This is a genomic window from Frankia sp. CcCS3 (genome assembly GCF_977927575.1).
On sequence record NZ_CDWRCL010000021.1, the window covers coordinates 1 to 24,967 of the forward strand.

Genomic DNA, 24,967 nt, shown 5'->3' on the forward strand with positions numbered 1-24,967 from the left:
ACACGAGGCATGCCACATCAGGTCACAGCAGGCCACGCCGAGCCAACATTACGCACAGTTACCAAACTGGCTGGGGTCTCACGCCCACCCCGGTTAACTTCGAAGACCCAGTATGACGAAGGTCGTGTTATCGCCAGGCATGAAATCCCCGTCCTGCCAGGCGATACCATTGAGAGCCTTTCTGAACGAGTCCTCAAGGCTGAGGAGTCGAAATGAAATAACTTGCGCGTTTCGAACCCTCCACAGGCCTGTGACCTGCGATGATGCTCTCGATCACGTATTTGTTACTTCATTACGTCCCCTGAGCACCTTCTACTGCCCATGGTGGTGCAGAATCTTGCTCTCCGGGCAGTCCGTCGATAGCTGCGGATGGAGCAAGGCGAGCATCGTTCATCCCTATCGCGGCTGGCAAGGTCAAACCGAATCCCCAGGGCGACCGATGTACCCGTCGGCTCAGGCAGTTGCCGGGCCAGTGATCATCTGGGTGTCGCCCGGCGCGTAGGTAAGTAGCTGTGTGACACTGTAAGTTGTGGTGGACGGCCTGTGGTGGGACCGGGACGACGCGGAGTACATCCGGCACCGTTCCGATCGCTACCTTGGCGCGACGGACATCGAGCCCGAGTGGACCTTGGAGGCGGCCAGGGACCCGAGACGGATCCTTCGCGACCCCGACCCGAAGAGCAGGATAGGCGCGGCTCGCCTGATCGGTTACTCGCGTAACGCCGGGTTCGTGCTGACTGTGATCATCGATCCGACTGATCAAGCCGGGATCACCGCCTGGAAGACCCGGGGGAGCGACTTTCGCGATTACCTGGAGGGAGTAGGCGACAATGACTGATCCGTCCAGACGTGCCCGGCGGGAGGCGATCCGAGCCGAGTACGCGGCTGAGGAGGCCGAAGCCGCCGAGGCGGAGGCGGTGGAGTCCGAACAGGCCGTCGTCTCGGTACGGGTGCCCACATCGTTGGCGGACGCTCTCAAGGCTCGCGCGGCCGCCGAGCACATTCCAACCTCGGCCCTGGTCCGGCGCATCCTCACGCGGGCGATGGAGAGTCCTGAGACGTCCGTGGTGACCGTGGACCAGGTCGAAGAGATCGTGCGCAGGGTCCTTCGCGAGTCTGCTTGATCACCTTATCCATCACTCCATCTTTCCGGGACTGGCTGGGACCAGCAGATCCCGTTGGAGCGGGCGTTCGTGGCGCCATATGAGCTGACGCTGCGACTCGGCCGGCCGCTGGACGCGGAGGAGCTGGCGAACTACGACGCGGATGCGTTGGGGCGGTGTTCTCGCGGCAGCCGGCGCTGCACGGGTTTCCGGGGTCGATGGCCAAGCGAGTGCAGGCGCTGTGCCGGCTGATCGTCGACGAGTACGACGGGGATGCCGCGCGGCTGTGGACCACTGCCACCGATGGCAAGGTGCTGCTCAAGCGGGTCGCGGCGCTTCCGGGCTTCGGCCAACAGAAGGCGAAGATCTTCGTAGCGATGCTGGGCAAGCAGCTCGGCGTCACGCCGCCCGGCTGGCGCGAGGCGTCGGAGCCCTTCGGGGAAGAGGACAGCTTCCGCTCAGTCGCGGACATCACCGGCCCGGCAACGCGGGACAAGGCGCGTGACTACGAGCAGATGAAGGTCGCCGCGAAGACCGGAGCCGCCTACCGTCGAGTATACACTCGATGTAGACTCTGGCGGTATGAGCGTTCCACTGGCCCTTCTGGGGCTACTTGAGCGAGAGCCGAGCCACGGGTACGACCTGAAGCGCGACTATGACACCTTCTTCGGCCGGGGTAAGCCGCTACCGTTCGGCCAGGTCTACGCGACGCTCGCGCGGCTGGCTCGGGACGGGAAGGCGATCGCGGCCGAGGCTGAGCCGGGCGCCGGGCCTGACCGCAAGCGCTACGTCATCACCGAACAGGGCGTCAGCGATGTCGAGACGTGGCTCGCGACGCCGGTGGCGGCCGAGCCGCACCTGCAGACGGTGCTGTTCGTCAAGGTGGTGCTGGCCCTGATGTCGGGACGCTCGGCCGAGCGGTACCTCGACGCCCAGCGGGCCGCGCACATGCGGCGGATGCGGGAACTGACCGAGCTCAAGCGCACCGGGAGCCTGGTCGACGCGCTGCTCGCCGATCATGGCCTGTTCCACCTGGAGGCCGATCTTCGTTGGATCGAGCTGACCTCGGCCCGGCTGGACGCGCTGGCACGGGTGGTCAGGCCGTGAGCGCGCCCCCGGCCTCCGCCGCGGCGGGCCGATCCGGGCGCCTGCTGGCGGCGCGTGAGATCCGGCTGGCGTTCGGTCAGACGCCCGCGTTGCGCGCGGCGAGCATGTCGGTCGCCACCGGGGAGATCCTGGCTGTGATGGGGCCGAGTGGCTCCGGTAAGTCGACCTTGCTGCACTGCCTGGCCGGAATCCTCACCCCGGACGCCGGGGAGATCCACTTCGCCGGCCGGCGGATCGACACCCTGCGCGAGAACGAGCGCGCCGCGCTGCGGCGCGACCGGTTCGGTTTCGTCTTCCAGTTCGGGCAGCTCGTCCCGGAACTCACCGCCGAGGAGAACGTCGCGCTGCCGCTGCTGCTGGCCGGCGCGCGCCGCGCCGACGCCATGGGCCAGGCCCGCGGCTGGCTGGAGTGACTTGACCTGGACGGGCTCGGGCGCCGTCGCTCCGGGGAATTGTCCGGCGGGCAGGCCCAGCGCGTCGCGTTGGCCCGCGGCCTAGTCGCCGACCCGGAGGTGCTGTTCGCGGACGAGCCGACCGGGTCGCTGGACTCGTTCACCGGCAAGCGGGTGATGGAACTACTGGTGGCCGCGGCCCGCGATCAGGGCACGACCGTCGTCCTGGTCACCCACGATCCCCGGGTGGCCGCCTATGCCGACCGCGAGATCATCGTCCGCGACGGCAGGGTGACCTCCGGCGAGCTGGTCGTCTCGTGATCCGACTCGGCCTTCGGCTCACCCTGGCCGGCGGACGGGATGCCGTCGCCCGGCTGGCCCTCATCGCGATCGCGGTGGCGATCGGCGTGGGCCTGCTGCTGACCACGCTGGCCGGCCTCAACGCCGTCAGCACCCAGAACTCCCGTTACGCCTGGCTCGAGACCGCCTACCCCGGATCGGCCGCACCGGCCCCGCCGGCCGTCTCAAGCGGGCCGGGCAGTCAGGGCTCGCCGGACCGGCAGGGCGGTCCGGGCGCGTCGACGCGGCCCGCCGCCGCAAACGGCGCGGTCGGGGCCGACCCGCTGTGGTGGCGGTTGCGCGCCGACTACTACCGGGGTCGACAGATCGGGCGGGTCGACGTCGCCGCCACCGGCCCCCACTCCCCGGTCCCGCCCGGCATCGGGGAGCTCCCCGGCCCGGGGGAGTTCTACGCCTCACCCGCTCTTGCGAAACTGCTGCGCGACACCCCCGCGGCACAGCTCGGCGACCGCTACCCCGGCACCCTCGTCGGCACGATCGGCTCGGCGGCCCTGCCGGCGCCGAACTCGCTGATCATCGTCATCGGCCACCGCGTCGAGGACCTCTCCCACCAGGACGGCGTCGACCTGGTCAACCGGATCAGCACGACGACGCCCAGCGATTGCGTCGGCGCCTGCGCGCTCGGTGTCGGCATCAACTCCAACGGCATCACGCTGATCCTGGCGGTCGTGATCGCCGCGTTGCTGTTTCCGGTGTTGATCTTCATTGGCGCCGCGACCCAACTGTCCGCCGCGCGCCGGGAGCAGCGCTTCGCCGCGATGCGCCTGATCGGCGCGACGCCCCGCCAGATTTCGGTGATCTCCGGCGTCGAGTCGAGTGTCGCCGCCGCCGCGGGAGTGGCCGCCGGCTTCGGCCTATTCTACGCACTGCGCCCGGCGCTGGCGCGGATTCCGTTCACCGGCGAGGCGTTCTTCACCGCCGACCTGTCACTGCGCCTGCCCGACGTGCTTCTCGTCGCGCTCGGCATCCCGATCGCGGCCGCTGTCGCGGCCCGTGTCGCGTTGCGTCGGGTGAACATCTCTCCGCTGGGAGTGACCCGACGCGCGACCCCCCCCGCCCGCCCCGCGCGTGGCGCGTGATCCCGCTACTGGCCGGGTTCGCCGAACTCGGCTACTTCGCCTACGTCAACGACATCGGCGCGGACACCAAGACCAGCAGCCACACCCAGGCCGTCGTCTTCCTGGCCGGGATCCTGGTGACCATGGCCGGGCTGATCATCGCCGGACCCTGGCTGACGATGGCCGGCGCCCGGCTGATGGCCCGACGCGCCAGGCGGGCGGCCACCCTCATCGCCGCGCGTCGTCTGGCCGACAACCCTCAGGCGGGCTTTCGCGCGATCGGCGGGCTGGTGCTCGCCCTGTTCGTCAGCACGTGCGCGACCGGGATCATCACCACCATCGTCGCGTACAACGGCGGCACCACCGGTGGGCAGGCCGCGGGCGACGCGACCGTTGTCGCCACGCTGAGGGATGGCCCGGCCGCGATGAACACGACCAGCTCGATCCCCTCCGCCACGACTCGAGCGATGGCCTCGGCCTCAGGCGTCATGGGGATCGCGCTGATCCACGCCGCTCCCGGCTCCGATCCGCGTGAATACCTGCCGCCCGAACTAGTCTCCTGTGCCCAGCTTGCCCGCGTCCCGACGCTCGGTCGCTGCCCGGCCGGCGCCGAGGCCGTGACCATCCGGCTCCGCGTGGGCGGCTCGGTGGTCGACGTGGCTTCGCCAATGGCCGACACCACGTGGCCGGCGGCCGGGACGTCCGTCACCGAGTTGGAGCGGCTTCCCCTCGAGGAGATCGTCGTCGCCACGGACGGGTCGACGGCCGCGGTCGAACGGGTCCGTACCATCCTCGGAATCGCCTACCCGAGAACGTTTCCGCCCGTGACCTTCGCGGAGGCCGACGCCCAGAGCTCGTGGCATCTTGACAGTTACCGGCGGCTGGCGGACGTCGTGATTCTCACCAGCCTGCCCATCGCCGGTTGTGGCTTGGCGGTCAGCGTCGCCAGCGGCCTGGCCGACCGCAAACGCCCGTTCAGCCTCCTGCGCCTTGCCGGCGCGCCACTCGCGGTGCTGAGGCATGTTGTCATCCTGGAAACGGTCGCCCCGCTCATGCTCACGGCCGCCGTCTCCGCCGGATCCGGGTTGCTCGCGGCCCAGCTCTTCCTGCGCGCGCAGCTCGACGAGGCCCTCCATCCACCCGGAGCCGGGTACTACCTGCTCGTCATCACCGGACTCGTCGCCTCCCTCGCCGTCATCGCGTCGACCATGCCGTTGCTGGCGCAGACCACCGGACCCGAGATCGCCCGCTCGACGGCGGCGGGTCAGTGATCGCCTTCGGCGAGTTCGTCGACACCGAGCTCGGCCAGCAGCGTGGAACGCAGCCGGTCGAAGGCGGGGTCGGCCCGTCGCCGAGGGGGCGCCACATCGACCGGAACGTCGAGGGAGAGCCGTCCCTCGGTGAGGACGAGCACCCGGTCCGCGAGCAGGATCGCCTCGTCAACGTCGTGCGTGACGAACAGCACCGCCGGCCGGTGACGACGGCACAGCTGCTGGAGCAGGGCGTGCATCCTGATCCGGGTCGGGGCGTCGAGGGCCCCGAACGGTTCGTCGAGCATGACGAGGTCCGGCTCCCGGACCAGCGCCCGGGCGAGTGCGACCCGCTGTGCCTCACCGCCGGACAGGGTCACCGGCCAGGACCGTTCCCGCCCGGCCAGCCCGACCTCCGCGAGCGCCGCCCGTCCGCGTTCGGCAACGTCACGGCCGGACAGACCGATCGTCACGTTGGCCAGGGTCCGTGTCCAGGGAAGCAGCCGGGCCTCCTGGAAGACGACCGAACGCTGCCGGGTGGCCAGAACCTCGCCGGAGATGTCGCCGTCGAAGCCGCCGAGGATGCGGATCAGCGTGCTCTTCCCTGACCCGCTGCGGCCCAGCAGAGCGACGAACTCCCCGGAGGCGACCGTGAGGTCGAGGCCGTCGAGGACCGTGTGATCCCCGAAGGTGCGACGCAGGCCGCGGATCCGGATGGCGGCGCCGTCGGCACCGCGGGTTTCGCCGGTTTCGGTGGTGCGCTGAGCGATGGTGGTGTACTGAGCGTCGTCGGTGTCGGTGCTCAGGTTCCGTCGAAGCCGCCGCGCCATGACAGCAGCGTCCTTTCCAGGATACGGACCATTCCGTCGCTGACGAGTCCCAGGATTCCGTAGATGACCAGGCAGAGGACCATGATGTCGGTCCGGTTCCAGGACTGCGCGCTGTTGAGCAGGTAGCCGATGCCCTTGTCGGTGTTGACCTGCTCGGCGAAGACCAGCAGCAGCCAGGCGACTCCCAGGGCCCAGCGCAGACCGACGAGGAAGCCCGGGAGCGCGCCGGGAACGATGACCCGCCGGATGAGCCCGAACCGGCCGAGGCCGAAGGTCTGACCGGCCTCCACCAGTTTGATGTCGACCCCGCGGATGGCGGAGTAGGTGTTCATGTAGATGGGGAAGGAGACCCCCACGGTGATCAGGAAGATTTTTGCTTCCTCGCCGATGCCGATCCATACGATGATGAGCGGCAGCAACGCGATGACGGGGATCGTCCGTAGGAAGTTCATCGCGGAGTCGACGACGTCCTGGCCGGCGCGGAAGAAACCGGCGATCACCGCGAGAGTCAGCCCGATGGTGACTCCGAGGATCAGGCCGACCCCGCCCCGGTAGAGCGAGATGCCGAGGCTGTCCAGCAGCTCGCCGCTGTTCCACAGCTCCCGTCCCGCGCCGAACACCGCGGCCGGGGAGGCCAACGACCGGTCGCTGACGAGGCCGAGTCCCGTGACCGTCCACCAGGCGGCGAACAACAGCGCGGGACCGGTGAACCGGCGGACCTCCGGCGGAATCCACCGGCGCCCGCCGGTGCCGCGCGGCCCGGCCTCGGTCCGGCCGCCGGCGATGACGCCGCCGGGTGAGATGAGTTCGGTCACGTTGATCCCCCCCTCGGATGGAATGTCCTGGTGTTCTGAGGTTCAGGTGGCCAGCGAGGCCTTGGTGAACGCGGCGGTCAGCTCGGCATTGAAACCCTTGTCGATCTCGTCGTCGACGTTCAGGGTCTTCGGCTGCTGATCGACGTCGATCAGCAGCCGGGCCTGCACGCGTTGGCTTTCGATGAAGCTTTCGGAGACCGGCTTGTAGAGTGCCTGCGGTAGCGAGTCGAAGTACTTCCTCGCCGCCTGCGGGTTCTGCTTGAGCTGGCCCACGTAGTACTTCTGGATCCACTCGTCCTCATGGGCCTTCGGCCAGGCGGACGCCCGGGACAGGCGGATCAGGAAGTCCTGCACCGCCGTGCGCTTCGCCGGATCCTTGAGGGCGTTCTTCGACGCCAGCACGACCGAGAAGACCGGGAGCGGCCTGGTCTCGATCTCGTAGGAACCGGGGGCCTGCTGGCCGACCGCGGCGACGTACTGCTTGGCGTACACGATGGCGTCGACCTGACCGGAGGCGAGGGTCGCTCCGAGGCTCGTGATGGGCACGTTCACCGGGGTGATGTCGCTCTGCTTCAGACCGGCGGACGAGAGCTGGTTGAGCAGGTAACCGTGCAGAGAGGTACCGAGGGTGAGGGCGATGCGCCTGCCCTTGAGGTCGGCTGGCTTGTGGATCCCGGAGCCGGCCTTGACGATGATCGTCTGGGTGTTCACCGGGTTCTCCGCGACGGCGACCGCCGTCACGCCGGCGTGCGCCCCGTTCGCGAACAGCACCGGCGTGTCGCCCATGAAGCCCACGTCGAGCTTGCCCGCGCTGAACGCGGCGTTCATGTGCGGACCGTCGGCGAAGGTGTTCCAGCTCAACCCGTAGGAAGTGCCCCGCGCCTCGCCGGAGAGCGTGAGCGGCAGTTCCAGATACTTGCCCTGGTCGCCGATCCGCAGCGTCACCTGGCCACCCGTGGCGGCCGAACCCGCGCTGCCGCTGCCGTCCTCGCTCCCGCAGGCGGCCAGGGTCACCGTGACGGCCGCGGCGAGTCCGGCGGACAGGAGGGAAAGACGCCGCCTGCGCGGTCGTCGATGCTGCATCGGAAATCTCCCTATCGGGTCGTTCGGTCGTGATCCGGCGGACAAACGGTGGCCGTTCGGGGTGGATCGTTGGTCGGGGCGGCTTGTCGTTCGAGGTGGATTGTCTGGCGGTGTGCTGACAGCCGCGCGGGACTTGGCCCTCGCGGCTGTCAGCGGATCGCCGGCTCCGGTGCCCGCGGAGACCGCGGAGACCGGCGGACAGCGGATCAGGAGCCGAGGAACGGTTCCCCGGCGACCAGCTCGGATTCCTTGCCGTCGACGCCGACCGGAACATCGCCCTCGATGGTCACCCGGTACAGCACCCGGTCGAAGTCGAGGTGACCCAGGTCCGACGGGCCGAGGTGGGAGGTCGCGCGGTTGTCCCAGAAGGCGATGTCACCGGGGTTCCACTTGAACCGCACCGTGAACTCGGGCCGGGAGATCTGCTCGTAGAACAGGTCGAGGATCCGGTGGCTCTGCTTCGGCGAGAAACCAATGATCTCGCTGTCCTTGGAGGTGAAGCTCGGGCTGACGAACAGCGCCCGCTCGCCGGTCTCCGGGTGGACGCGCACCACCGGGTGGATCGCGACCAGCGGGTTTGCGGCGACCTTCCGCCCGTACTCGCTCTCGCTGGGGAAGTTTCCGAAGCTGTGCCGGGCGCGCAGGCCATCGGCCAGGTCCCGAAGCTGCTCGGGCAGCTCCTGGTAGGCGGCGACCAGGTTGGTCCACGCGGTGTCACCGCCGTATGGCGGGACGATGTCGGCCCGCAGGATCGACCCGGCGGGCGGGTTCACCAGCGCGGTGACGTCGGTGTGCCAGCCATTGTCGTAGGTGACCTTCTTCTTCGTTCCGAAGAACCTGGCGTACCGTCGGCTGTCGATCGGCAGGATCTCCGGGAAGCTCGCCGGAGGCGCGTCCTCGTGCGGGTGAGCCGGGGTCAGCTTGCCGAAGCGCCGGCCGAAGGCGACCTGCTGGGCGTGGTCGATGTTCTGGCCGCGGAAGAAGACGACCTTCCACTGGTGCAGCGTGGAGCGGATTTCGGCGATGGTCGCGTCGTCCAGGTCCTCGCGCAGGTCCACTCCGTGAATCTCGGCCCCGATATAGCCGGAAAGCGGGCGGACGTCAAGTCCCAGAACAGGGGTCGTGGTTGTCATCCTGTTTTCCTCCATGGGTTGGGAAAAGATGTGGAGACGGCGGGGATGGCGGCCGGAATTCCGGGTGACGGACCGGTGGGAGGCGTTCTCGGGGCGTGCCGGGAACGTCTGCGCTGTCGCGATCGGCGCTATCGCGATCGGCGCTATCGCGATCGACTACGGATTCTGTCGCGATGGACAGCGGCACGTGACGCAGGGCGTCAACATCGGCGACAACGCGCGCCGGCCGCGGGAAATCTTCCCGTACCGCCGTTCCCGGAGTCGCTCACCGGTCAATCTTCGGTCTCGCCCTTCCGGGCCGTCAACGTTTTGTGTTCTGATGGAATGAATACCTCCGGCGGGCGGCTGCGGCGACTGTCGGTGTCGGTGAGGCCGTCGGTGATGGTGTCCGCGATGGCATCGGGGTGGGCAGCGGGACGGGCAGACTGTGTGGGCGGCGGTGGACCGCGTCGAGGACGGTCGCTCCCGTGGCGACGGCCAGCACGTTCATGCCGAAGCTGCTCGGCAGCACCATCCGCTCGGGATCGGTGTACACGCGTGAGTGCGCGGCGATCTCCTCGTGCAGGTCGACCAACAGATCCGGCAGGGAGAGCGTGGCGGCCTCGGTGAGAACGACGATTTCCGGGTCCATCATGTCCACGAGCAGGCTGATCATTCGACCCGCCAGCCGGAGCCTGGCGCGCAACAGCGACAGCGCGCGCGGGTCGCCGGCGAGCCCGGCGTGCAGCAGCACCTGCAGGTCCGGACGAGAGATGATCCCGTCCTGGGCCGCCCGCAGCAGCATGGTCCGTTCCGACAGCGCCGCCTGCGCGCAGCCCGACCGGCCGCAGCGGCACGGGGCGTCGCTGTCGGCGAGCCGCAGGTGAGCGATGCCGCCCGCGGCGGAGTGCGGTCCGATGTGCACCGATCCGTCGGTGGCGAACGCGGCGTCGACCACGTTGCCGACGAACAGTTGCAGCAGGCTGCGCCGGGCGCGCGGGTCACCGAAGAGGATCTCCGCCTGGGCCAGGGCGCGGGCGTGCCCGTCGACGTGCACCGGCATGCCCGTGGCCGCCGCCAGCACCTCCCGGACCGGCACGTCATGCCAGTCCAGGGGCTCGTGTTCGATCACCACGCCGAGGTCGGGGTCGACCCGGCCGCCGGTGACGACGCCGAGGCCGAGGACACGGTTGCCCCGGGCACGCCGGGCGAGGAAGCCGGGCAGATGTTGGGCGATCATCCGAAGGACGTCCGCCGGGCCACCCTCCCGCGGCAACTGCTCCCGCGCCACCACCTGTCCACGCAGGTCGACAAGGCTGAAGGTGACGAACGGGACGGCGATGTGCACCCCGCAGGCCAGATGAAGGTCGGTGTCCACGTCCAGGGGCACGTGCGGCCGCCCGGCCCGGGGAGCCAGCGAGGAGGCGGGAAGCTCCCGGAGCAGACCCAGGGAGATCAGCCCGGCCGTCTGCCGGGAGACCGCCGCCGGGCTGAGCCCTGTTGCCCTCCCGATGGCGGTGCGGGCAACCGGACCGTGGTCGAGGACCGCCCGCAGGATCGCCGCCGCGGAGCCCGCGGAGCCACCCGGGGCACCGTAATCACTGGGGGCGCCGGAGCCGCCTGGGCTGCCCGTGCCGCCGGCAGTGGTTCTCCCGGCTCCGAGCCTGGAGACGGCCCCCGCCGCGGCCCGCGGCCTTCCCTGAGCCGGCAGCGTTTCCCGCGCCGACATCTTGTCGCGTACTGGCGCCTTGTCGCGTATGGGCACGGAGAACCTCCTCGTGATGCGACCGCGCGGCCGACGGGGCGGGCCTCTCGTCGCCGCGCACGCGCAAGGCGTGCAAACACAGGCAGGTGGAACGCACGGAGAAGTCAGGACCGGGGGCACGGCTGACCACAAGGACGGTGGACCGGAGGGAGGGGCCCACTCTTCGCTGACATCAGGTCGGCTGCCGTTGGCTGGCTCGGGCACGAGACGGCAGGTGCCGTCACCGGGCGCCGGGGGCTTACGGTGACGGATGCCAGCCAGCGGAACGGAGTCTGATGATCAGCGGGATCGATGGTGAGGGCGACAGAGCGCGCTCGCGACGCGATGAAAGTCAATGTGTGCACGGCAGACCAGAAGCGGGCGCCGGCTCATGACGCTGATAGTAGCTACCATTCCGCAGCTTGTCAATAAAAAAAGTAGAGATTATCGCCTTCCGTTGTCGAGCTATGGCGCAACGTTGCTGATCGGTGTCTTGTCGCCGGGGGCCGGACGCCCCGTACCGGGGTCTTGTCAGCCGACCAGGAGAATGAGCGGGGGCGCGGCGAGCACGATGATCGCCCCGAAGTAGGCGCACGGCGGCATCCACCACGGCACTTCTGGCGGGTCGAGGAGCCGGGCGATCCGCGAGATGACCGGATTGGCCGTGCCGCGCCGGGGGCCGCCGCCGACCGGTCGTGTCCGGCCGGGCGCCGCATCGCCGAGGTGGGGCCCGCCGGGGTCTGGCCCGTCGGGATGGGGCCCGCCGGGATCTGGCCGGTCGGCGTCTGGGCTGCCTGGGCTGGGTGGGCTGGAATCGCGGACGTCGACCGCCGTGGGATCGTGGGAGCCGAGCGCGGGCAGCACGGCGGCCGGAGAACCGATGATCCCCAGCGCCCCGGCGGGGACCGGTGCCCTTGCCCCGCCCAGCCGGGCCAGGGCCCGCGCGAGCGATCGGTGGCTTGTCTGCCGGGCCGCCGCGTCGTCGGCGAGCATCTCGACGAGGAGCGAGACGGCCGCGGTCGCCTCCCTGGCCGGGCCCAGGAACGGGAAGGTCCGCTCCCATGCGACGAACGGCTGGATGACGAGGTCGTGACGACCGGCGACGTGGGCCGCCTCGTGGGCGAGCACGGCGTCCAGTTCGGTGGCGTCGAGGGTGTTCAGCAGCCCGCGGGAAACCACGACCCGGGCGTGCCGCACCCCCGGCACGCAGTAGGCGACCGCGACGGGATGATCGAGGATACGCAGCAGGATGCCGGACCGGTCCCGGCGTTCGCACAGGCAGCAGCCGGTTGCGCCCCCGCCGCCGACGGCTGTGCCGGGGCCTGCGGTTGTGCCAGAGTCCGCGGCTGTGCCGGAATGATGGGACGCATGGTCGGGCGGGACGCAGGTCTCGTGCCGGCGATGCCGACGGCCGGCCAGATCGACCAGGTCGCGGTGTCGGTGACGCTCGCGAAGAGTGGCTGCGGTGGAGGTGCCGAGCACCCCGAACAGTCGGGAGGCCAAGGCCGCCGCCACGGCGAGGCCGATGAGGTTGACCAGACCCAGGCCCGTCAGCGGCGCGCTGGCCGCGATGTTGTCGAGATGGTCGGCGATGGCGGTCGGGGTGTCGCTGGACAGCGGTGAGACGGTGAACGCGATCGCCGCGAGCAGCGCCGACACCCCGCCGGCCAGACCGACCGCCTGCCAGAGCACGATCGCCGCCCGTGGGCATCGGTAGGGCCAGCGCGCGGCGGCCAGCAGGCGTGGGACCGGCCAGGCCAACACGCCCGCGAACAGGGCGAGAAGTGCCGCGGTCGTCATGTCCCGGCTAACGCTACCGGTGGTCGGGCGGAATCTGGGCCGTTCGATCCGAGTCGGTGGCTACCGGAACGATCTGCTCCGGGTCGTTGCGGGGCGGGTCGCCGATCGCCGGACCGCGCCGGGCCTCGGCGTGCCGGACCTCCGTGTACGGATCCTCGGCCTGCGGATCCTCGGCGCGCGGGACCTCTCCGTCAGGCACGAAGATGCCGGGTTCCCCGGGACCAGCGGGTTCCAGGGCACGGCGAAGGATCTCGGCCTCCTCCGCGGACACCGACCCCACGAAGCGGACCAGGGCGGAACCACGATCGTCCGCCGTGCCGAGCGCCTCCATCATCGCCTCGGCCACGACGGCCTCGCGACTGTCGCTGGCCGCGTAGCGATGCGCACGCGCCGAACGCTGACGCCGCACGAATCCCTTCCGTTCCAACCGTTCGAGCACGGTCAGCACGGTGGTGTACGCGAGATCGCGTTCATGCTGGAGACGACTGGCGACCTCACGGGCCGTCAGCCAGTCGTCGCTCGCCCACAACACGTCCATGACCGACCGTTCGAGGTCACCCAGGCGCGCCATGGTGCCAATCCTACGTGGCGTAGAACATTCGTGGGACCGAACGGGGTGCTTCGTTGAGGCCTGTTGCGTCACAGCCACGCGGCAACGGTGCCGGCCGTCGGGGAGGAACCGGCCTTCCGGCCCCCGATCTGCCTCCCGGCTCCCACCCGGCGCCCGGCTCTCCGGACCAGTGCGAACCCGCCGGCTGACTGATCCGCCGCCGTTTATGCGGCCCGAATTTCTTTAAAAGGAAACATCTTTATAACTTATAAAACTATATATCCGCCGAACGGGCTATCCGCCGAACGAACCATCCATCGAACGGGCTATCCCCCGAACGAGCCATCCGCCGAACGGGCCATCAATCGAACAGGCTGACGGCTGCAATGGAGGCGTCTTCCGGTCCCGCCCCGTGCCGTCGACCGTGGCGCACGTCTCGACAGCGCCGTCGGTGGTGCCGTCGGTCTTGACCATGTCATCGAGCTCACTGCGCTTTGCTCGTCGCCAGGAGAATTGGCTACATACCGTAGAAACCTCTATGCCTCGTAGAGGATCGGTTGGCTCTCGGCCGATTTTTCCCCTCGCGGTCCACCGAAGGAGCTGTGCGCATGGTTCTCGCCGCTGATGCCGTCGACCTTGCCCGCGCCCAGACAGCGTTCTCCCTCGCGTTTCACATCTGTTTCGCCGTGTTCGGGGTCGGCATGCCGTGGCTGCTGATCTACACCGAGGGGCGTTGGGTGCGGACCGGTGACGAGACCTGGCTGGCGCTCACGAAGAAGTGGTCGCGGGCATTCGCCGTGCTGTTCGCGGTCGGGGCCGTCTCGGGAACGGTGCTGTCGTTCGAGTTCGGCCTGCTCTGGCCCGCGTTTATGTCGAAGTACGGCAGTGCGCTCGGGCTGTCGTTCTCCCTGGAGGGCTTTGCGTTCTTCACCGAGGCGATCTTTGTCGGGATGTACCTGTACGGCTGGAAGCGCCTGTCGCCGCGCGCGCACTGGCTCACGCTGTGGCCGATCGCTATCTCCGGCACCCTGTCGACGTTGTTCATCATCACGGTGAACGCCTGGATGAACGTGCCACGGGGGATCACCGAGGTGAACGGCAAGGTCGTCGCCGCCGAGCCGTTCGCGCCCTTTCTGAGTCCGGGGACTCCGCCCCAGTTGGTCCACATGCTGCTGGCCGCGCTGATGTGCACCGGCGGGGCCGTCGCCAGTATTTACGCGGTCGGCATGCTGCGCGGTCGCCGCGACGCCTACCACCAGCGCGGGCTGCGGATCGGCCTGGCGGTGGTGTTGGTCTGCGCGCCGCTTCAGCTGATCGTGGGGGACTGGGCGGCCCGGGTCGTCGGGGCCAACCAGCCGTTCAAGCTGGCCGCGATGGAAGGGCTCTACCACACCAGGTCGCACGCGCCGCTGACCCTCGGCGGGTTCTACGACGACAAGAGCGGCGAGGTCCGCTACGGGCTGGAGATCCCCGGTCTGCTCTCGCTGATGGAGGGATTCAGCACCGATCACGTGATCACCGGTCTGGACGCCGCCCCGCCGGACGAGCGCCCGAACGGCCTGCTGGTGCACGGGTCGTTCGCGACGATGGTCGGGTTCGGTTCTGCGCTGATCGGACTGTCCGCCCTGACCGGTGCCGCCGTCGTCCGCCGGCGCCGTCGCGGCGAGAAGACGCTGCTGCCCACCGGGCGGCCGTGGCTGTTCGCCGCGGCGGCTACGGGACCGGCGTCCGCGCTGTCGATGATGGCTGGCTGGGAGGTCACCGAGGGTGGTCGTCAACCGTGAATCGTGGGCGGTCATATGCGGGTTCACGACGCGGTGACGGGCGCCGACGGGGTCGCGCCGATGTTTGCCGGCTCCCTGGTCCTGTACCTGGGGCTCGCGGGTGCGCTGATCCTCATCCTGCGCCGGATGGCCACCGGCGGCCCGGCCGTCGCGGAGATCCGGTCCGGGCGGCCCGCCGCGGGCGTCCACCGCACGGCCGTTCACGGCGCGGGGGAGGCGAGCCCGGCCAGGTCCGGGCGGACAACCGATTCCGATTCGCCGTCCATCCCGAAGCCGCGGCCCGAACCTGCGCCGGTTGAACCGGCGGTTGAACTGCCGGTCGAACCGCCGGTGTCCGGCAGGCGGCGCACCGGCGGCGGTCCCGAGGGATCCCGAGGTTCGGCGCACCCGGGTGAGACAACGGGAACGGGATCCGACGGCACCACCGGTTTCGGCGGGCGGGGAGAAGACTGATGACCAGCGCTGACCTTCTTCTGATCATCATGGTGGCAGGGCTCACCGCCTACGCGCTGCTCGGTGGCGCGGACTTCGGTGGCGGGGTGTGGGACCTGCTGGCACGCGGACGGCACGCCGGCGACCAGCGGAAACTGATCTCGGCATCACTCGGCCCGGTGTGGGAGGCCAACCATGTCTGGCTGATCTTCATCGTGGTGGCGATGTTCAGCGGGTTTCCCGAGGCCTACGGGGTGATCGGCTCCTCCCTGGAGGTGCCGCTGTCCGTGGCCCTCGTCGGCATCGTGCTGCGTGGTGCCGCGTACGTGTACCGGTCCTACGGGGCGGGTGGGGCCGGTCCCGACCACTGGTGGGGGCACGTCTTCGCGGTGTCCTCGACGATCGCCCCGTTCGCGCTCGGGGTGGCCGGTGCGGCCCTGGCCAGCGGTGATCTGTCGACCGACGACCCGTTCGCGCCGGTGCGCAGCCCGTTCGGGCTCGTCTGCGGGGCCTTCGCGGTTGCCGCGACGGCCTTCCTCGCCGCCGTCTACCTCTGCCGGGACGCCGCATCCTCCCCGGCCACCGCGCACCTGGTAGCCGACTTCCGCCGGCGGGCCATCGGCGGCGCCGTGCTCTGCGGTGCACTCGCCGCGATCCTGCTGCCCCTCCTGTGGGCGGACGCCCCGGAGGTCGCCGGCCGGTTCAGGGACCGCTCGCTTCCCCTGGTCGCCCTGTCCACCCTCGGCGGGATCGGCGCCCTCGTCGCACTCTGGCGCGAGCAGTTCGGTGCCGCCCGCATCGCGGCCGGTCTCGCCGTCGGCGCGATGCTCTGGGGCTGGGCGGTGGCCCAGTACCCGGACCTGGTGGTCGGGCAGGCCACGGTCGACACGGCCGCGGCGCCGACGGCGAACATCCGGGCCATGCTGTTCGCCATCGTCGGCGGTCTGGTGGTGCTCGTGCCGTCCCTGATGATGCTGTTCCGGCTGTTCTCCCGACCAGAACCGGCGGAGTGATCGGGCCGGCGGAGTGATCGGGCCGGCGGAGTGATCGGGCCGGCGGAGTGATCGGACCGGCCCGCCGTGGCGGTGGGCTACGGTCGTCGCGTGACCTCTGCCCCCGCTCAGGCGCCGGTCATCGCGGGCGAGCCGCTCACCCGCCGGCAGCTCGTCGTCGAGATCTGGCTCGTGCTCGGGGTCTCCTTCGCCACCTCGGCGCTGTTCGCGGTCATCCGCTACGTCGGGGTGCTGACCCGGCCGGGCCCCGTCCGCTCCCAGGTGGCCCGGCTGAACACCTCGGCGGCGCCGGGACGGCCCTGGCTGGACCTCGCGCTCCAACTCGCTGACCTGGTCACCGGGCTGGTGCCGGCGCTGCTCGCCGTATACCTGCTGACGAGGCACGGAGGCGGACCGCGGGCGATCGGCCTGGACGGCCGGCACACCGGTCGCGACGCCGGCCGGGGAGCGGCGATCGCGGCCGGGGTCGGCGGGCTCGGCTTGGGCCTCTACCTCCTGGCGTGGCACAGCGGGGCGAACCTCACCGTCGCGCCGTCGGGCTTGCCGGACGTGTGGTGGCGCGTGCCGGTCCTGGTCCTCAGCGCGGCGCAGAACGGCCTCGCCGAGGAGATCATCGTCACCGGGTATCTGCTGGTACGGCTGCGTGAACTTGGTGTCACGGCCAACCGGGCGCTGGCGGCCAGCGCCCTGCTCCGCGGTTCCTATCACCTCTACCAGGGGCTCGGTGGGTTCGCCGGCAACCTCGCGATGGGCCTGCTGTTCGGCCGGCTGTTCCAGCGGACCGGCCGGGTGCTGCCGCTCGTCATCGCCCACGCACTCATCGACACCGTCGCGTTCGTCGGATACGTGGCGTTGGTCGGAAAGATCTCCTGGATCCCAGCGTCGCGCTAAGGTTACGGGTGGGGAAATATAGATCGTCTGCTGGGCGTACGATGCATATCTCAACGGTGCACCGCGGGGCGGTGGATCGTTCGAGGACGTCAACGTTGGCGGGTTCGGGGCGCCGGAAGGCCACGGGGCGCCGGAAGGCGTAGCCGTCGAGTGCCTGCCGCGGTATGGCTGGTCGGGGAGGACCGATGGTCAACGGAATCCGCGAGATCGAGCGCAAGTTCTCGGTCGAACCGACCTTTGTGCTCCCGAAGTTAGGGGAGGTCGCGGGCGTCGCCACCGCGCGCACCCGCAAGACCGTCAGTCTGGAGGCCGTCTACTACGACAGCGACGATCTCCGGCTGGCCCGTAACAAGATCACACTGCGGCGTCGGACCGGTGGAGCGGACGCCGGATGGCACCTCAAGCTGCCCGTCCGGGTGGGGGAGCGGGACGAGCTTCAGCTCCCGCTCGACGAGGGTGTGGGCGGGGTGACCCTGGGCCCGCGGTACAGCCCTCCCGCGGAGTTTGTCGATCTGGTGTCGGTCCATCTGCGCGGCGCCGAGCTGCGGCTGGTCGCCAGGCTGCGGACGCTGCGGACAGCGCGCCGGCTGCGGGGCACGGTCGGAGTCGACCTGGCCGAGGTCGTCGATGACCAGGTCTCCGCGCAGACTCTGGGGGAGAAGACGGTACTGAGCAGCTGGCGGGAGATCGAGGTCGAACTCGTCGACGGCGGGCCCGAGGTGCTCGACGAGGTCGCCGGTCTGCTCACGGCCGCGGGCGCCACCCCGGCGGTGGACTCCTCGAAGCTCGCGCGGGTCCTGGGTGAGGCGCTGGCCGCCGGCCCCGGGCCGGACGTCCCTTCGCCGCCGCGCAAGCCACGACGCAGGACGCCGGCGGGCGAGGTGGTACGGGCCTACCTGATCGAACAGGCGCGTGCCCTGCTCGCGGCCGATCCGCGGGTGCGGCTCGACGAGCCCGAGGCGGTCCACAAGATGCGCGTCGCCTGCCGTCGGGCCCGCAGCACCCTGCGGACGTTCGCGCCGCTGTTCCCGCCCGAGAGATCGCTCTTCCTGGACGGCGAGCTGCGGGACCTCGCCGGCGCGCTCTCCGGCGCCCGCGACGCCGAGGTCCAGGCCGCTTATTTCGAGACCCGCCTGGCGGAGCTGCCCACCGAGCTGGTCGTGGGGCCCGTGCACAAGACGGTCACCGCGCACCTCGGCGCCGGCACGGCCAACGGCCGGGCGGAGGTGTTGGCCATGTTGCGCAGTGACCGGTACTTCGCCCTCGTTTCCAACCTGCTCACCCTGCTGCGGGGCCCGCTCACCCCCGCGGCGGCCCGTCCGGCCGGCAAGGCCCTTCCCGACCTGCTGCTCGGCGCCGACCGGAAGCTGGCGAAGAAGGTCCGCGCCGCGACCGCTCTGAAAGTCGGCCAGGAACGGGACGAACTGCTGCATTCCGCCCGCAAGCAGGCCAAGCGGTTGCGGTACGCGGCGGAGGCCGTCGCGCCGCTGTACGGGAATGACGCGGCGCGGCTGGTCGAGCAGGCCCAGATCGCGCAGGAGCTGCTCGGAACCCATCAGGACGCCACCGTCGCGCGCAGGCTGCTGGGGGACTGGGGGACGGCAGCGCAGGCCCAGGGCGCCCCCACCGCGTTTACTCTGGGTGTCCTGCTGGGCCTGGAGGAGTGCCGGGCACGCATGGCGGAACGAGACTTCTTCGATGCGTGGCCCGCGATCTCGGCGGCCCGGCACCGCCGCTGGATCCGCTGACCCGGGGCCGTGCCGGGTGGGCTCTGCCGTGGTCTGACCGATTACCTCCTCCGCGTCACCCATCCGTGCGCCACATCCGGGCCATCGGGCGCACGACCATCCGCCACGGGCCGGCACGTTCAGGAAATCCCTGTCAGCTCGACGGATTGCCGGACGGGACGGGTGGAGCTGCCTGCGGCCGGACCTGCTGCGTTGTTCTGTGACCGGGGCATGAAGCGGACTTCCTTGCCCGGAGGACTCCCGCGAAGGCCTCCGTCCGTGTAGCGTCGTTCCTGGCCGGAGTTCGGCGGTTCGCGTCTCAACCGAGGCGCGGCGGAACAACGTCAGGGTCTCTTGCAGCTTCCTGACGTTCGGCCCGGGGCCCGCGCGGTGCGGGTCCTGACTGCACCAGCAGGGAGAACGGCACGTGGCTCAGGGCACGGTGAAGTGGTTCAACTCGGAGAAGGGCTTCGGCTTCATCTCCGTGGACGGCGGCGGTTCCGACGTCTTCGTTCACTACAGCGCGATTCAGATGGACGGTTACAAGGCACTTGAGGAGGGCCAGCGGGTCGAGTTCCAGGTGACCCAGGGTCAGAAGGGTCCGCAGGCCGACGCCGTCCGCGTCGTCTGAGCCACGAGAGACTTCAACGGCCAGCCCGCCCAAGGGTCCTCCTGGGGCGGGCTGGCCGCTTCTCGGCCAGTTCGGTATCCGACAGTTCGGTAGAAGGTATGTTTTTCCTGGCTGTCTCGATCATTTTCTCGAGCCGGAAAGCGCGGGGCGTTCATCGGTTCCCGCATGGCGTGGTTCTCGGCCAAAAACTTAACGCCTGATTAAAGGTACAGCTCGACTCCTCACCGGTGGAGCCGCGTAGGTCTCGCATCAGACGTGATGTCGGTTTGGTGTGGGCCGGCTTGTCAGCCGCCGATCGCTTCGTCGGCCACGAGAAGTTCGGCGATCTGCAGGGTGTTCAACGCGGCGCCTTTGCGCAGGTTGTCCCCGCAGAGGAACAGCGCGACCTCGTGCGGGTCGTCCGGCGACTGCCGGATTCGGCCGACCCAGGTCGGGTCCGTTCCGACGACGTCGGCTGGGGTCGGGAACTCGCCGGCTGACGGATCGTCGACGACGGCGACGCCAGGAGCGTTCAGCAGCACCGTGCGCGCCTCGTCCGCCGTCACCGGCCGAGTGAAGCGGGCGTGCACCGCGACCGCGTGCGTGGTGATGACCGGCACCCGGACACAGGTAGCCGACACCCGCAGATCCGGGATACCCAGGATCTTGCGGGACTCGTTGCGGACCTTGAACTCCTCCGAGGACCAGCCACCGTCCTTCAGCGAACCGGCCCAGGGCACGACGTTGAGCGCCAGCGGCGCCGGGAACGGGCCGAGGCCGTCCTCACCGATGGCCTTACGCACGTCACCGGCGGTCCGCCCCAGCTCGCGGGTGCCACCGACGACGGTGAGCTGGTCGTAGAGGGCGTCGATGCCGGCCTGCCCGGCACCGCTCGCGGCCTGGTAGGAGGCCGCGAACATCGACTCCAGCCCGAACGCCCGGTGCAGGGCGCCGACCGCGACGATCATCGACAGGGTGGTGCAGTTCGGGTTCGCGATGATGCCCCGCGGCCGCGCGGGAATCTGGTCGGCGTTCACCTCCGGCACGACCAGCGGCACGTCGGCGTCCAGCCGGAACGCGCCGGAGTTGTCGACCGCGACCGCGCCGTGGGCCGCCGCCACCGGTGCCCACCGGGCGGAGACCTCGTCGGGAACATCGAACACGGCCACGTCCACGCCGTCGAAGACCTCCGGTGCCAAGGCCTGGACGACGACGCCCGCGCCGCGCACCCGTACCGTCCGCCCCGCCGATCGGGCCGAGGCGATCGGCCGGATCTCTCCCCAGATGCCGGGGCGTTCGTCGAGCAGCGACAGCATCACCGTGCCGACCGCGCCGGTCGCTCCCACCACTGCGAGCGTCGGTCGCCGGCCCGCCTCGTTACTCGTCACGATCCATCCTCCTGATTCGCCACTGTGCCGCCGCGGCGTGTCCAGCTGCCGCGCTGTGCCGCCGTCTCGAGGACCTGCGACGTCGCCAACGTCATCGCCCGGTTCCCGCGTACACGATCGCCCCGCCGTCCGGGTCACCCAGGTCGAAGGCGCCGTGCACGGCCCGCACGGCGAGCGGGAGGTCGGTGTCGCGCACCACCACTGAGATGCGAATCTCAGAGGTGGAGATGATCTCGATGTTGACCCCTGCGTCGGCGAGGGAGCCGAAGAACCGGGCGGACACTCCCGGGTGTGACTTCATCCCCGCGCCGATCAGCGACAGCTTGCCGATGTGGTCGTCGTAGAGGGTGCGCTCGAAGCCAATCTCGCTCTGGACCTTCGTGAGCGCGGTGAGCGCGGTACGTCCATCCGCCTTGGGCAGGGTGAACGAGATGTCCGTCCGCCCCGACCCGGCGACCGAGCCGACCTGAACGATCATGTCCAGGTTGACGTCGGTCTCCGCCACGGCCCGGAACACCGCCGCCGCCACCCCGGGCTTGTCCGGGCATCCGACGACCGTCACCTTCGCCTCGCTGAGGTCGTGCGCGACCCCACGGATGATGGCCTGTTCCACGAGCTGTTCCTCCGGAATCTCGGTGATCCACGTGCCCGGCTTCGCCGAGAAGGACGATCGGACATGCACGGGGACGCTGTAACGGCGGGCGTACTCGACGCACCTCAGCATGAGGACCTTCGCGCCGCAGGCCGCCATCTCCAGCATCTCCTCATAGGAGATCGTGTCGATGCGGCGGGCGTCGGGGACGATGCGCGGGTCTGCGGTGAACACGCCGTCCACATCGGTGTAGATCTCGCAGGCGTCCGCTCCCAGCGCGGCAGCGAGCGCCACCGCGGTCGTGTCCGAGCCGCCTCGACCGAGCGTGGTGATGTCCTTCGTGTCCTGGCTCACACCCTGGAAGCCCGCGACGATCGCGATCGCGCCGGAGTCCAGGGCGGTGCGGATCCGCCCGGGGGTAACGTCGATGATGCGCGCCTTGCCGTGCACCGAATCAGTGATGACTCCGGCCTGGGAGCCGGTGAACGAGCGGGCCTCGGCGCCGAGGGTGGTGATCGCCATGGCCAGCAGCGCCATCGAGATCCGCTCACCGGCGGTGAGCAGCATGTCGAGCTCCCGGGCGGGCGGAAGCGGCGAGACCTGTTCGGCCAGATCGAGAAGTTCGTCGGTGGTGTCACCCATCGCGCTGACCACCACGACGACGTCGTTGCCGGCCCGCCGGTTCTCCACGATTCGCTCAGCGACTCGTTTGATGCGGTCCGCGTCGGCAACGGAGGACCCACCGAACTTCGCGACCAAGAGCGCCATGGCAGCCAGGTTACCGAGCGCGGCCGCTAACCGAGCGCGGTCGCCCGGTGGCCTTGCCTGGCGGTTCGTGCCGGGATCTGGTCCGGTGTCCCTTTTCCGTCGCCGGGACGATGTCGCCCCGGCGACGGGGTGCTGGGCGTATTCCTTCCGGTGTGCCAGGGTGATGACATCCGCACCACGGCTCACCCGCACGACTGGCTCACCCGGACGACCGACTGCGACGCACGCGGTCCACGCGATGGTCCCCGACGCCGAGGACCAGCTCAGGAAGGACGATCCTCAATGGCAGTCAGCCTTGCCAAGGGCGGCAACGTCAGCCTCACGAAGCAGGCCGCCGAGGCCGGCACCCCTCAGCTCACCGCGTTGAACGTCGGGCTCGGATGGGACGCCCGCACGACCACCGGGACCGATTTCGACCTGGACGCCTCTGCCATCGGCGTCCGGGCGGACGGCAAGGTCCTCAACGACGGCTACTTCATCTTCTTCAACAACCTCGCGTCCCCCGAGGGGGCGATCACGCTCACCGGTGACAACCTGACCGGGCAGGGCGAGGGGGACGACGAGTCCGTTATCGTCAACCTTGCGTTGGTTCCAGCCGACATTGACCGGATTATCGTTCCGGTTTCCATCTACGACGCGGTGAACCGGAACCAGAACTTCGGCCAGGTGCGCAACGCCTACATCCGCGTGGTCGACCAGGGTGGAAACGAGCTGGTCCGCTACGATTTGTCCGAGGACTACTCCACCGAAACCGTCGTCATCTTTGGCGAGGTCTACCGCAACGGCGCCGACTGGAAGTTCCGCGCCGTCGGCCAGGGCCACAACGACCTCGGTGGTCTGGCGCGCGATCATGGCGTCAACATCTGAGCTACCCGAGCGGGTGCGTGCCTGGCAATGCGTGCCTGGCAAGTAGTCGCTCCCGGGCCGATGAGCACCCGCCCGCTGCGCCCGGCCGAGCTGCCCGTGCCCCGGCCAGGGCCGGGCCAGGTTCGGGTCCACGTCGACGCCTGCGGAGTCTGCCGTACCGATCTTCACCTCGCAGAGGGTGATCTCCCGCCGCACCGACCGCGCACCGTGCCCGGACATGAGGTCGTCGGACGGGTCGACGCGGTCGGCGAGGGGATGAGCGGCGTGCGGACCGGGGACCGGCTGGGTATCGCCTGGCTGGCCTCGACCGACGGGACCTGCGGGTACTGTCGGCGCGGAGCGGAGAACCTCTGCCCGGCCTCGACCTACACCGGATGGGATGTCGACGGCGGCTACGCCGAGTACGCCTGCGTGCGCGCCGACTATGCCTACCGGCTGCCCGACGGCTACAGCGACGCGGAGCTTGCCCCGCTGCTGTGCGCCGGCATCGTCGGCTACCGGGCGCTGCGCCGGGCGGAGCTGCCGCCCGGCGGGCGGCTCGGCATCTATGGGTTCGGCGCGTCCGCTCATCTCGCCGCCCAGGTGGCGATCGCCCAGGGCGCCACCGTCCACGTGATGACGCGCTCGGCGCGGGCCCGCGAGCTCGCTCTGGAACTCGGCGCCGCCTCGGCGGGCGAGGCATATGCCGCACCGCCCGAGCCGCTGGACGCGGCCGTGCTCTTCGCCCCGGTGGGTGACCTGGTGCCGGTGGCGCTCGCCGCGCTCGACCGCGGCGGCACGCTGTCCATCGCGGGCATCCACCTCAGCGACATCCCGCCGCTCGTCTACTCCGACCATCTGTTTCAGGAACGGTCCGTCCGCAGCACGACCGCCAACACTCGCACCGACGGTGAGGAGTTCCTGGCGATCGCCGCCGAGCACCGGCTTGCGGTGACCGTGTCGCCCTACCCGCTGTCCGCGGCCGACCGGGCCCTCGCCGACCTCGCCGCCGACCGGGTCACCGGCGCGGCCGTGCTGCTGCCCTGACCGTTTTGCCTGTCCTGCCGGTGCCGGACCTTCCGGATCTGGTTCGTAGATCCGGGAGGGACCGGGATCCGGGAGGGACCGGGAGTTCGGCGACCTCGCCGGGAGAGGCGCGCTGAGCTTCCGCGTTCAGTCGCCGCGGGTCGCGAGTCGGCGCAGGAGCAGGGTGCCCGCGGTGGTCAGTACGGCGGCCGTCGCAATCTCGCGCGGCAGGCGGTGCCGGGCCTCGTTCTGGATCGCTTCGTGGAAACGGTCGAACCGGCTCGGCCAGGGACTCACCCCGACGAAGTACCGGCCCACCTTGTCGGTGTCCGGTAGGCAGGCACCGGTCATGCCGGCGAGGACGGCGAGTCGGCGCCCGGCGGGGGCGGACGCCGTCAACAAGGCCATGGCCGCGAGCCCTGCCACGCCGTCCTTGCGTGCGATCGGCAGCCATTCCGGCTCGGTGTTCGGACCCGTTCCCCAGTGGGGCAACGCGTCCATGACCAGGTGCGAGACGAAGCCGGCGGCGAGGGCGGACATCGGATGCCGGATCGCCATGCCCACGAAAGCGCCCGCCCCGACGTGTGAGCTGATGATCATGTTTCAGGACCTCCTGGTGGCAGACGGACGGCAGAGCGTTCGCCGGGTACCTCCTACCCTGACGTCCCGGTTGGAGGATGCGTACC

24 protein-coding genes and 1 pseudogene are annotated in these 24,967 nt (G+C 69.9%); 15 read left to right on the top strand and 10 right to left on the bottom strand.

Going from position 1 to position 24,967, the window contains the following annotated elements; genetic code table 11:
* The first annotated feature begins 529 nt into the window (after positions 1–529).
* The 7 genes and pseudogenes from AC08OQ_RS03685 to AC08OQ_RS03715 all read left to right on the top strand — a co-directional run bounded on the left by AC08OQ_RS03685 (position 530) and on the right by AC08OQ_RS03715 (position 5,291).
* A complete protein-coding gene (locus AC08OQ_RS03685; RefSeq protein WP_476595923.1) occupies positions 530–838 on the top strand; it encodes a hypothetical protein in 309 nt (102 codons plus the stop codon).
* Positions 831–1,124, top strand: a complete 294-nt coding sequence (locus AC08OQ_RS03690; RefSeq protein ID WP_476593287.1) for a ribbon-helix-helix protein, CopG family — start codon at positions 831–833, stop codon at positions 1,122–1,124. Before AC08OQ_RS03685 ends, AC08OQ_RS03690 begins: the two co-directional genes overlap by 8 nt.
* Positions 1,125–1,321: 197 nt before the next feature.
* Complete coding sequence (locus AC08OQ_RS03695; RefSeq protein ID WP_476611899.1) at positions 1,322–1,720, top strand: HhH-GPD-type base excision DNA repair protein; 399 nt, start codon at positions 1,322–1,324, stop codon at positions 1,718–1,720.
* Positions 1,686–2,210, top strand: a complete 525-nt coding sequence (locus AC08OQ_RS03700) for a PadR family transcriptional regulator (protein WP_476601610.1) — start codon at positions 1,686–1,688, stop codon at positions 2,208–2,210. Before AC08OQ_RS03695 ends, AC08OQ_RS03700 begins: the two co-directional genes overlap by 35 nt.
* Positions 2,207–2,923: pseudogene (locus AC08OQ_RS03705) on the top strand (ABC transporter ATP-binding protein). Before AC08OQ_RS03700 ends, AC08OQ_RS03705 begins: the two are co-directional and overlap by 4 nt.
* A complete protein-coding gene (locus AC08OQ_RS03710; RefSeq protein ID WP_476601609.1) occupies positions 2,920–4,041 on the top strand; it encodes an FtsX-like permease family protein in 1,122 nt (373 codons plus the stop codon). The pseudogene AC08OQ_RS03705 and the gene AC08OQ_RS03710 overlap by 4 nt, the downstream one beginning before the upstream one ends.
* Complete coding sequence (locus AC08OQ_RS03715; RefSeq protein WP_476601608.1) at positions 4,038–5,291, top strand: FtsX-like permease family protein; 1,254 nt, start codon at positions 4,038–4,040, stop codon at positions 5,289–5,291. The genes AC08OQ_RS03710 and AC08OQ_RS03715 overlap by 4 nt, the downstream gene beginning before the upstream one ends.
* Here the strand turns inward: AC08OQ_RS03715 and AC08OQ_RS03720 are convergent.
* The 7 genes from AC08OQ_RS03720 to AC08OQ_RS03750 form a co-directional block, all read right to left on the bottom strand.
* Positions 5,285–6,100 (bottom strand): ABC transporter ATP-binding protein, encoded by an 816-nt coding sequence (locus tag AC08OQ_RS03720; protein ID WP_476601607.1) that lies wholly within the window; start codon positions 6,098–6,100, stop codon positions 5,285–5,287. The genes AC08OQ_RS03715 and AC08OQ_RS03720 overlap by 7 nt on opposite strands.
* Entirely contained in the window at positions 6,073–6,915 is an 843-nt protein-coding gene (locus AC08OQ_RS03725) for an ABC transporter permease (protein ID WP_476601606.1), read from the bottom strand. The genes AC08OQ_RS03720 and AC08OQ_RS03725 overlap by 28 nt, the downstream gene beginning before the upstream one ends.
* Positions 6,916–6,957: 42 nt before the next feature.
* Positions 6,958–7,998 (bottom strand): ABC transporter substrate-binding protein, encoded by a 1,041-nt coding sequence (locus tag AC08OQ_RS03730; protein ID WP_476601605.1) that lies wholly within the window; start codon positions 7,996–7,998, stop codon positions 6,958–6,960.
* Positions 7,999–8,204: 206 nt separating this feature from the next.
* Positions 8,205–9,131: a TauD/TfdA dioxygenase family protein gene (locus AC08OQ_RS03735; RefSeq protein WP_476604547.1), complete on the bottom strand. Its 927-nt coding sequence runs from the start codon at positions 9,129–9,131 to the stop codon at positions 8,205–8,207.
* 301 nt (positions 9,132–9,432) lie between these two features.
* Entirely contained in the window at positions 9,433–10,839 is a 1,407-nt protein-coding gene (locus tag AC08OQ_RS03740) for an ROK family transcriptional regulator (RefSeq protein ID WP_476599262.1), read from the bottom strand.
* 546 nt (positions 10,840–11,385) lie between these two features.
* Positions 11,386–12,654: a M56 family metallopeptidase gene (locus tag AC08OQ_RS03745; RefSeq protein ID WP_476599236.1), complete on the bottom strand. Its 1,269-nt coding sequence runs from the start codon at positions 12,652–12,654 to the stop codon at positions 11,386–11,388.
* A gap of 13 nt (positions 12,655–12,667) precedes the next feature.
* Positions 12,668–13,225: a BlaI/MecI/CopY family transcriptional regulator gene (locus tag AC08OQ_RS03750; protein ID WP_476599238.1), complete on the bottom strand. Its 558-nt coding sequence runs from the start codon at positions 13,223–13,225 to the stop codon at positions 12,668–12,670.
* A 587-nt stretch (positions 13,226–13,812) separates the two neighbouring features.
* Here AC08OQ_RS03750 and AC08OQ_RS03755 point away from each other — a divergent pair.
* The 6 genes from AC08OQ_RS03755 to AC08OQ_RS03780 all read left to right on the top strand — a co-directional run bounded on the left by AC08OQ_RS03755 (position 13,813) and on the right by AC08OQ_RS03780 (position 19,682).
* Complete coding sequence (locus AC08OQ_RS03755; RefSeq protein ID WP_476599240.1) at positions 13,813–14,988, top strand: cytochrome ubiquinol oxidase subunit I; 1,176 nt, start codon at positions 13,813–13,815, stop codon at positions 14,986–14,988.
* A 15-nt stretch (positions 14,989–15,003) separates the two neighbouring features.
* Positions 15,004–15,441 carry a hypothetical protein gene (locus AC08OQ_RS03760; RefSeq protein ID WP_476599242.1) on the top strand — a complete coding sequence of 146 codons (438 nt, stop codon included), beginning with the start codon at positions 15,004–15,006 and terminating at the stop codon, positions 15,439–15,441.
* A complete protein-coding gene (locus AC08OQ_RS03765) occupies positions 15,441–16,433 on the top strand; it encodes a cytochrome d ubiquinol oxidase subunit II (RefSeq protein WP_476599244.1) in 993 nt (330 codons plus the stop codon). Before AC08OQ_RS03760 ends, AC08OQ_RS03765 begins: the two co-directional genes overlap by 1 nt.
* A gap of 90 nt (positions 16,434–16,523) precedes the next feature.
* A complete protein-coding gene (locus AC08OQ_RS03770) occupies positions 16,524–17,324 on the top strand; it encodes a CPBP family intramembrane glutamic endopeptidase (RefSeq protein ID WP_476599246.1) in 801 nt (266 codons plus the stop codon).
* Between the two features lie 185 nt (positions 17,325–17,509).
* A complete protein-coding gene (locus AC08OQ_RS03775; protein ID WP_476599248.1) occupies positions 17,510–19,072 on the top strand; it encodes a CYTH and CHAD domain-containing protein in 1,563 nt (520 codons plus the stop codon).
* Between the two features lie 406 nt (positions 19,073–19,478).
* Positions 19,479–19,682, top strand: coding sequence for a cold-shock protein (locus AC08OQ_RS03780; RefSeq protein WP_009740954.1), 204 nt, complete (start codon positions 19,479–19,481; stop codon positions 19,680–19,682).
* 284 nt (positions 19,683–19,966) lie between these two features.
* On the opposite strand, the gene AC08OQ_RS03785 is transcribed toward AC08OQ_RS03780, so the two are convergent.
* Together AC08OQ_RS03785 and AC08OQ_RS03790 are read right to left on the bottom strand one after the other, a co-directional pair.
* Positions 19,967–21,049: an aspartate-semialdehyde dehydrogenase gene (locus tag AC08OQ_RS03785; RefSeq protein WP_476599250.1), complete on the bottom strand. Its 1,083-nt coding sequence runs from the start codon at positions 21,047–21,049 to the stop codon at positions 19,967–19,969.
* A gap of 91 nt (positions 21,050–21,140) precedes the next feature.
* The gene (locus AC08OQ_RS03790) at positions 21,141–22,409 is read right to left on the bottom strand and encodes an aspartate kinase (protein ID WP_476599252.1); all 1,269 of its coding nucleotides are present in this window, start codon (positions 22,407–22,409) and stop codon (positions 21,141–21,143) included.
* Between the two features lie 282 nt (positions 22,410–22,691).
* Between AC08OQ_RS03790 and AC08OQ_RS03795 the strand changes: the two genes are divergently transcribed.
* Both AC08OQ_RS03795 and AC08OQ_RS03800 read left to right on the top strand, forming a co-directional pair.
* Positions 22,692–23,276, top strand: coding sequence for a TerD family protein (locus tag AC08OQ_RS03795; RefSeq protein WP_462187032.1), 585 nt, complete (start codon positions 22,692–22,694; stop codon positions 23,274–23,276).
* A gap of 27 nt (positions 23,277–23,303) precedes the next feature.
* Positions 23,304–24,302, top strand: coding sequence for a zinc-dependent alcohol dehydrogenase family protein (locus tag AC08OQ_RS03800; protein WP_476599254.1), 999 nt, complete (start codon positions 23,304–23,306; stop codon positions 24,300–24,302).
* A gap of 126 nt (positions 24,303–24,428) precedes the next feature.
* On the opposite strand, the gene AC08OQ_RS03805 is transcribed toward AC08OQ_RS03800, so the two are convergent.
* Positions 24,429–24,881 carry a hypothetical protein gene (locus tag AC08OQ_RS03805; RefSeq protein WP_462187030.1) on the bottom strand — a complete coding sequence of 151 codons (453 nt, stop codon included), beginning with the start codon at positions 24,879–24,881 and terminating at the stop codon, positions 24,429–24,431.
* Between the last annotated feature and the right edge of the window lie 86 nt (positions 24,882–24,967).

Bases quoted from the DNA above. Each gene is read 5' to 3' on its own strand.
- AC08OQ_RS03790 (WP_476599252.1), bottom strand. From the start codon at position 22,409: ATGGCGCTCTTGGTCGCGAAGTTCGGTGGGTCCTCCGTTGCCGACGCG.
- AC08OQ_RS03755 (WP_476599240.1), top strand. From the start codon at position 13,813: ATGGTTCTCGCCGCTGATGCCGTCGACCTTGCCCGCGCCCAGACAGCG.
- AC08OQ_RS03775 (WP_476599248.1), top strand. From the start codon at position 17,510: ATGGTCAACGGAATCCGCGAGATCGAGCGCAAGTTCTCGGTCGAACCG.
- AC08OQ_RS03800 (WP_476599254.1), top strand. From the start codon at position 23,304: ATGCGTGCCTGGCAAGTAGTCGCTCCCGGGCCGATGAGCACCCGCCCG.
- AC08OQ_RS03765 (WP_476599244.1), top strand. From the start codon at position 15,441: ATGACCAGCGCTGACCTTCTTCTGATCATCATGGTGGCAGGGCTCACC.
- AC08OQ_RS03740 (WP_476599262.1), bottom strand. From the start codon at position 10,839: ATGTCGGCGCGGGAAACGCTGCCGGCTCAGGGAAGGCCGCGGGCCGCG.
- AC08OQ_RS03690 (WP_476593287.1), top strand. From the start codon at position 831: ATGACTGATCCGTCCAGACGTGCCCGGCGGGAGGCGATCCGAGCCGAG.
- AC08OQ_RS03735 (WP_476604547.1), bottom strand. From the start codon at position 9,131: ATGACAACCACGACCCCTGTTCTGGGACTTGACGTCCGCCCGCTTTCC.
- AC08OQ_RS03745 (WP_476599236.1), bottom strand. From the start codon at position 12,654: ATGACGACCGCGGCACTTCTCGCCCTGTTCGCGGGCGTGTTGGCCTGG.
- AC08OQ_RS03760 (WP_476599242.1), top strand. From the start codon at position 15,004: ATGCGGGTTCACGACGCGGTGACGGGCGCCGACGGGGTCGCGCCGATG.
- AC08OQ_RS03695 (WP_476611899.1), top strand. From the start codon at position 1,322: ATGGCCAAGCGAGTGCAGGCGCTGTGCCGGCTGATCGTCGACGAGTAC.
- AC08OQ_RS03750 (WP_476599238.1), bottom strand. From the start codon at position 13,225: ATGGCGCGCCTGGGTGACCTCGAACGGTCGGTCATGGACGTGTTGTGG.
- AC08OQ_RS03805 (WP_462187030.1), bottom strand. From the start codon at position 24,881: ATGATCATCAGCTCACACGTCGGGGCGGGCGCTTTCGTGGGCATGGCG.
- AC08OQ_RS03700 (WP_476601610.1), top strand. From the start codon at position 1,686: ATGAGCGTTCCACTGGCCCTTCTGGGGCTACTTGAGCGAGAGCCGAGC.
- AC08OQ_RS03795 (WP_462187032.1), top strand. From the start codon at position 22,692: ATGGCAGTCAGCCTTGCCAAGGGCGGCAACGTCAGCCTCACGAAGCAG.
- AC08OQ_RS03730 (WP_476601605.1), bottom strand. From the start codon at position 7,998: ATGCAGCATCGACGACCGCGCAGGCGGCGTCTTTCCCTCCTGTCCGCC.
- AC08OQ_RS03720 (WP_476601607.1), bottom strand. From the start codon at position 6,100: ATGGCGCGGCGGCTTCGACGGAACCTGAGCACCGACACCGACGACGCT.